The organism is uncultured Bradyrhizobium sp., from assembly GCF_936928535.1.
GTDB lineage: Bacteria > Pseudomonadota > Alphaproteobacteria > Rhizobiales > Xanthobacteraceae > Bradyrhizobium.
In genome coordinates, this window is the sequence record NZ_CAKZHY010000141.1 from 1 (window position 1) to 6,656 (window position 6,656).

A 6,656-nucleotide genomic window follows, 5' to 3' on the forward strand; every position below is an offset into this window, starting at 1 on the left:
CCATCGACTTCACCATCCCCACCTTCGGCCAGGACGATGGCGTCCATGGGGTGCTCAACACCACCTTCACCGCCGGCATCGGCGTGATCATCTGGGTCGGTCAATGGCGCGACTTCTTCGGCCTGCCCGCGGTCGGCGGCGAGCATTTCCACCAGAAGTTGTGGGGACTGCTGCTGGCGCTGCCGCACCTGCACCTGCCCACCACCCTGCTGGCCTGTGCCAGCCTCGCCGCGGCGGTCTACGGCCCGCGCCTGCCCGGGCTGAAGCGGGTGCCGGGGCCGCTGATCGCGATGGTGGCGGCGACCGCGGCGCAGCAGGCGCTGAAGCTGGACGGGGTGGCGACCCTGGGCAGCGCCTTCGGCGGCATTCCGCACGGGCTGCCGCACCTGGTGTGGCCGCGGACCGACTTCGAGCACCTGGTGACACTGCTGCCGGCGGCCTTCACCATCGCCATGCTCGGCGCCATCGAATCGCTGTTGTCGGCCGTCGTGGCCGATGGCATGACCGGCCGCCGGCATCGCTCCAATGTCGAACTTGTGGGACAGGGCATCGCCAATATCGGCTCGGCGCTGTTCGGCGGCATCTGCGTCACCGGGCTGATCGCGCGCACCGCGACCAACATCCGCGCCGGCGGGCGCGGCCCGCTGGCAGGCATTCTGCACTCCGTGTTCCTGCTGCTGTTCATGCTGGTCGCAGCACCGCTCGCAAGCTGCCGGCATCGAGGAACGATCACCGCTGGTAGCAGTCGATCGTCCCGACGACGGCAATGGCGAGCGCGTGCCTTACGACCCCGCGCTCGCGATCGATCGCGACGTGCTGGTCTACCGCATCACCGGCGCGTTCTTCTTCGGCGCGGCCGCGGCGATCGGCAACGTGCTCGACGGCGTCGCCGACACGCGCAAGGGGATTGTGGTCGATTTCACCGCGGTGCCGTTCCTGGATTCCACCGCGGCGAACGTGCTCGGCCGCGTCGCCGCCAAGGCGCATCGGCAGGGCATCAAGCTGTTCATCACGGGGGCATCGCCCGCGGTCCGCCGCGCGCTGCTCACCCATGGCGTCACCAAGCCGCAAGCGCGTTACCGCGAAACCATCGAGCGTGCGGTCGCCGACATCAAGGGCACGCAAGCTACAACTGCTGCCGTCGCGGACGAGACCGTGAGCTAGCCGGCGAAGGCACTCCCAAATCGGCCGGCCTGATCGGCGCTGCGGCGCCCGCGCGCTTGACAGAGGGGGCGGGACGCGAAATGGATCGCCTCGGATACGACCTGAGGGAAAGATGACCGCGCCCAAACCGCCCGCAGCCTGTTTGATCGGATGGCCGGCCGCGCATTCGCGCTCGCCGCTGATTCATCATTATTGGCTGCGCACGCTGGGTATCGAAGGCGGCTATGTCATCGAAGCCGTGCCGCCGGATGATTTGCGCGATTTCGTGCTGCGGCTGTCGCTGCGCGGCTTTGTCGGCGCCAATGTCACCATTCCGCACAAGGTCGGTGTGCTGGAGCTGTCGGCCCCCGATGCGCGCGCCAAGGCCGTGGGCGCAGCCAACACGCTGTGGTTCGAAGACGGCGAGCTGCGCGCGACCAATACCGACGTCGAGGGCTTTCTCGGTAATCTCGACGCCAGCGCGCCAGACTGGGACAAGGCCGGGGAGGCGCTGGTGCTGGGGGCGGGCGGCGCCTCGCGTGCGGTCGTATTCGGTCTGCGCGAACGTGGCTTCAAGCGAATTCATCTTGCCAATCGCACCCTGGCACGCGCCGAGGCGCTAGCCGCCGAGTTCGGACCGAACGTGCAGCCACTCGCCTGGGACGGCATCAACGAGGTGCTGCCGCGCGCAAAACTTCTCGTGAACACGACCTCGCTCGGTATGCATGGCCAGGGCGTGCTCGAGGTCGACGTGGCGCGTCTGCCGCAAGAGGCCGTCGTCGCCGACCTCGTCTATGTTCCGCTCGTGACGCCGCTGCTCGCGGCAGCCGCAGCGCGCGGGCTGAAGACCGCCGACGGGCTCGGCATGCTGCTGCACCAGGCAGTGCGCGGTTTCGAGCTGTGGTTCGGCCAGCGGCCCGAGGTGACCGCCGAGCTGCGCGCGCTGGTCGAGGCCGATCTCACAAAGACTTGAGAGAATAGTGCGGCGTCTCCGGCGTTCTATTCCCGTGGGGACTATCCGGAGACATCAATGACGATCCAACGTGCCAGTTTCACGCGCCCGCTCATCGCTGTCGCGATGGTGGCTGCTTCCACCTTTGCCGCCGTCGCGCAAAAGGCGCCGGTGCCGACCCGCGTGCGCGGCACGATCGAGAGCGTCGATGGTGACACGCTGCAGGTCAAGTCGCGCAGCGGCGAGGACGTCAAGCTGCATATCGCCTCCGACGCGCGCGTCGTCGGCGTCACCAAGATCTCGCTTGCCGACATCAAGGTCGGCTCTTTCGTCGGTGCCACCACCGTTCCGGGACCGGACGGCGGCAACAATGCCGTTGAGGTGCATGTGTTTCCGGAGAGCATGCGCGGCACCGGCGAGGGCTCGCGGCCCTATGATCTCAAGCCCAATTCGAGCATGACCAACGCCACGGTGTCGGAGAGCGTGGTCGGCAATGACGGCCATACGCTGCTGGTGAAATACAAGGACGGCGAGAAGAAGGTGTTCGTCTCCGATATGACACCGGTCGTGACCTTCGTTCCCGGCGACATCTCGGAACTGAAGGCCGGCGCCAAGGTCATCGCCTTCATGAAGCAATTGCCGGACGGATCGTTCGAGACCAACCGCGTCAGCGTCGGCCGTGACGGCCTGACACCGCCGATGTGATCAACCGATCCTGGAATAGCGGCGGTCATACGGGGTTTGCCGTTGATCGCCGCAATTCCCGAGGGGACAATCATGTCGAAGTTGAACAGCTGGATGCCGCGCGCCGCCGCGGCTGCGTTTGCCACCTGCATTCTCGTGTCAGCCGTCTCGGCGCAGCAGGCGCCGACCGTTCGCATCCGTGGCACCATCGAGAGCGTCGACGGCAGCAATCTCGGCATCAAGACGCGCGAGGGCAGCGATGTGAAAGTGAAGATGACCGACAACGTCGCGGTCTTCGCCGTGGTGAAGACCGAGCTGTCGCAGATCAAGGAGGGCTCCTATATCGGCGTCACCGCCATGCCCGAGCCCGACGGCACGCAGAAGGCCATTGCCGTCCACATCTTCCCGGAAAACCAGCGCGGCGCCGCCGAAGGTTTCCGCCCCTGGGATGCCCGCCCCAATTCGACCATGACCAACGCCACGGTGGCGCAGACGGTCAAGGGCACCGACGGCCAGAACATCACGGTGAAATACAAGGACGGCGAGAAGAAAGTCGTGGTGCCGCCGGACACTCCTGTCGTCACTTTCGTCTCCAGCGACATGTCTGAAGTGAAGCCCGGCGCCAAGCTGATCATCTTCGGCGCGGCGAAGAAGGACGACGGCACGCTGGAAGCCAACCGCGTGAATGTCGGACGCGACGGCATCACGCCGCCGATGTGAGGGCGCTGGAATCGTAGAATTCGTAGGGTGGGCAAAGGCGCCCTTGCGCCGTGCCCACGTCTTCATGCTGTTTCGCGCAGTTGGTGGGCACGCTACGCTTTGCCCACCCTGCGGCACTGCCGTTGCGGCTCACACCGCAATGATATGATCGTCGATCTCGTCGATCCGGTTGACGCCGCACAGGCCCATCGTGGTCAGCAGCTCTTTCTGGATGATGTCGATCGCCTTGGCGACGCCGGCCTGGCCGCCGGCACCGAGGCCATACGCATAAGCGCGGCCGATCATGCAGGATTTGGCGCCGAGCGCGAGCGCGCGCATCACGTCCTGGCCGGAGCGGATGCCGCCGTCGAACATGATCTCCATCTTGTCGCCGACCGTGTCCGCAATCTCGGGCAGCACCTCGATCGAGGACGGCGCGCCGTCGAGCTGACGGCCGCCATGGTTCGACACCACCAGCGCCTGCGCGCCGGTCTTGGCGGCTTCCTCGGCGTCCTCGACGTCCAGAATGCCCTTGATGATGAGCTTGCCCGGCCAGATGCTGCGGACCCACTCGACGTCCTTCCAGTTCAGCGAGGTGTCGAACTGCGAGGCGGTCCATTCGGCGAGACGGTTGAGGTCCTCGGTGTTCTTCACGTGGCCGGCGATGTTGCCGAAGGTGCGGCGCTTGCCCTGCAGCACGCCGGAGACCCAGGCCGGCTTGCTCGCGAAATCCAGAAGCTTCGACAGCGACCATTCGGGGGGCACCGTCATGCCGTTCTTGATGTCTGCATGGCGCTGGCCGATCACCTGCAGATCGACGGTGAGCACCAGCGCGCTGCACTTGGCCGCCATCGCGCGCTGGATCAGATCCTTGATGAAGCCGCGGTCCCTCATCACGTAGAGCTGGAACCAGAACGGCTTGTCGACGGCGGCGGCGATGTCCTCGATCGAGCAGATCGACATCGTCGATTGCGTGAACGGGATGCCGGCGGCCTGCGCGGCGCGGCAGGCGTGAATCTCGCCGTCGCCATGCTGCATGCCGAGCAGGCCGACGGGCGCGAGCATCAGCGGCATGGTCGATTGTTCGCCGAGGATCGTGGTCGAGGTGTCGCGCTTGGAGACGTCGACCAGGATGCGCTGGCGGAACTTGATCGCCTGCATGTCCTCGCGATTGGCGCGCAGCGTTTCCTCGGCATAGGAGCCGCGGTCGCAATAGTCGAAGAACGCCTTCGGCACGCGGCGCTTATGCAGCGCGCGAAGATCGTCGATACAGGTGATGTGCTTCATGAACGTTCCCCGGCCCGTCTTGTCTCGAAACTCTTGCATCGGAAGCTTTAGGGGTCATCTAGCATGGTTGGATGCACAGCCAAATCGTTTGCGAGAGGGACCATGACCAAGCCGCACCCTGGGCCTTCGCCTGACAAGATCAAGGAAAAGCAGGACCTCGACGATGCGCTGGAGGAGGGGCTGGAGGAGACCTTCCCGGGCTCCGATCCCGTCAACGTCATCCAGCCTGCGCCGAGCCGCGAGGATGGCCATGTGAAGCGGAAGGGCTAGCGGCCGGTTCCGCCCCGTTTCGGCGCCAAAAGCGGAAATATAATGTTAACAGTTAGTTACCGGGGATCGGAGTTCCCGGTTCCGTAATGATTCATCATATTTTTTGAAGCCAATTTAGCCGCGCAAGGCTTATAAGACCCCCAGCAAATCAGGGATGCGGGGCCCGTTCGGGCACCCGAAGGTTGTAGTGGGGACCCCTGGTTGTTGCGTGGGGGACGATGATGAGTCGCAAATATTTCGGGACGGACGGGATCCGGGGCCGCGCCAACGGACTGATCACGCCGGAGCTCGCGCTCAAGGTCGGCCAGGCCGCCGGCCTTGCGTTTCAGCGCGGTGACCACCGCCACCGGGTCGTGATCGGCAAGGACACCCGGCTATCAGGCTACATGATCGAATACGCGATGGTCGCCGGCTTCACCTCGGTCGGCATGGACGTGCTGCTGGTCGGCCCGATGCCGACGCCGGCGGTGGCGATGCTGACCAAGTCGATGCGCGCCGATCTCGGCGTCATGATCTCGGCCTCGCACAATCTGTTCGAGGACAACGGCATCAAGCTGTTCGGGCCTCAGGGCTTCAAGCTCTCCGATGATGTCGAGAAGCAGATCGAGCTGCTGCTCGACGAGCCGATCGAGAAGCGGCTCGCACAAAGCGCGAGCCTCGGCCGCGCCCGCCGTATCGACGGCGTGCATGATCGCTACATCGAATTCGCCAAGCGCACCCTGCCGCGCGATCTGTCGCTCGAGGGCCTGCGCGTCGTGATCGATTGCGCCAATGGCGCCGCCTACAAAGTGGTGCCGGAAGCGCTGTGGGAGCTGGGCGCCGACGTGGTGCCGATCGGCGTCGAGCCGGATGGTTTCAACATCAACAAGGATTGCGGCTCGACCTCGCCGGAGGCGCTGTCGAAGAAGGTGCGCGAGATGCGCGCCGACATCGGCATTGCTCTGGATGGCGATGCCGATCGCGTCATCCTGGTCGACGAGCGCGGCCATGTCGTCGACGGCGACCAGCTGCTGGCGGTGATCGCGCAGAGCTGGAAGGAAGACGGACGCCTGTCGCGTCCGGGCATCGTCGCCACCGTGATGTCCAATCTCGGCCTCGAGCGTTTCCTGAAAGGGCATGGGCTCGATCTCGTGCGCACGCCGGTCGGCGACCGCTACGTGCTCGAGCAGATGCTGAGCGGCGGCTACAATCTCGGCGGCGAGCAGTCCGGCCATATCATCCTGTCCGACTACGCCACCACGGGCGACGGTTTCGTCGCCGCGCTGCAGGTGCTCGCGGTGGTGCAGAAGCTGCGCCGTCCGGTCTCGGAAGTTTGCCACCGCTTCGATCCGCTGCCGCAGATCCTCAAGAACGTCCGCCACAAGGGCGGCAAGCCGCTCGACGATTCCGACGTCAAGTCGGCGATCTCCGACGGCGAGAAGCGCCTCAACGGCCACGGCCGCCTCTTGATCCGCTCCTCCGGCACCGAGCCCGTGATCCGCGTCATGGGCGAAGGCGAGGACCGCATCCTGGTCGAGGACGTCGTCGACACCATCGTCTCGGCGCTTGGGCAGGCCGCGGCTTGAGTTTCTTCCTTCTCCCCTTGTGGGAGAAGGTGGCGCGAAGCGCCGGATGAGGGGTT

General features: G+C 65.4%; 6 protein-coding genes and 1 pseudogene. 6 read left to right on the forward strand and 1 reads right to left on the reverse strand.

All coding sequences use genetic code 11. The features are described from left to right. Nucleotides 1–65: 65 nt before the first annotated feature. The 4 genes and pseudogenes from Q0687_RS27745 to Q0687_RS27760 form a co-directional block, all read left to right on the forward strand. Nucleotides 66–1,164: pseudogene (locus tag Q0687_RS27745) on the forward strand (SulP family inorganic anion transporter); the annotation flags it as partial. A 112-nt stretch (nt 1,165–1,276) separates the two neighbouring features. Further along, entirely contained in the window at nt 1,277–2,116 is an 840-nt protein-coding gene (locus Q0687_RS27750; RefSeq protein ID WP_298884196.1) for a shikimate dehydrogenase, read from the forward strand. 57 nt (nt 2,117–2,173) lie between these two features. Next, on the forward strand, nt 2,174–2,800 hold the full coding sequence (locus tag Q0687_RS27755; protein ID WP_298884199.1) for a hypothetical protein: 627 nt from the start codon (nt 2,174–2,176) through the stop codon (nt 2,798–2,800). A gap of 72 nt (nt 2,801–2,872) precedes the next feature. After that, nucleotides 2,873–3,499 (forward strand): hypothetical protein, encoded by a 627-nt coding sequence (locus tag Q0687_RS27760; RefSeq protein ID WP_298884201.1) that lies wholly within the window; start codon nt 2,873–2,875, stop codon nt 3,497–3,499. 129 nt (nt 3,500–3,628) lie between these two features. On the opposite strand, the gene Q0687_RS27765 is transcribed toward Q0687_RS27760, so the two are convergent. Further along, nucleotides 3,629–4,765: an alpha-hydroxy acid oxidase gene (locus Q0687_RS27765; protein ID WP_298884203.1), complete on the reverse strand. Its 1,137-nt coding sequence runs from the start codon at nt 4,763–4,765 to the stop codon at nt 3,629–3,631. A 102-nt stretch (nt 4,766–4,867) separates the two neighbouring features. Here Q0687_RS27765 and Q0687_RS27770 point away from each other — a divergent pair, with 102 nt between their 5' ends. Continuing rightward, nucleotides 4,868–5,035, forward strand: a complete 168-nt coding sequence (locus Q0687_RS27770) for a hypothetical protein (protein WP_298884205.1) — start codon at nt 4,868–4,870, stop codon at nt 5,033–5,035. Nucleotides 5,036–5,256: 221 nt separating this feature from the next. Continuing rightward, the gene (gene glmM, locus Q0687_RS27775; protein ID WP_298884208.1) at nt 5,257–6,600 is read left to right on the forward strand and encodes a phosphoglucosamine mutase; all 1,344 of its coding nucleotides are present in this window, start codon (nt 5,257–5,259) and stop codon (nt 6,598–6,600) included. The last annotated feature ends 56 nt before the right edge of the window (nt 6,601–6,656 follow it).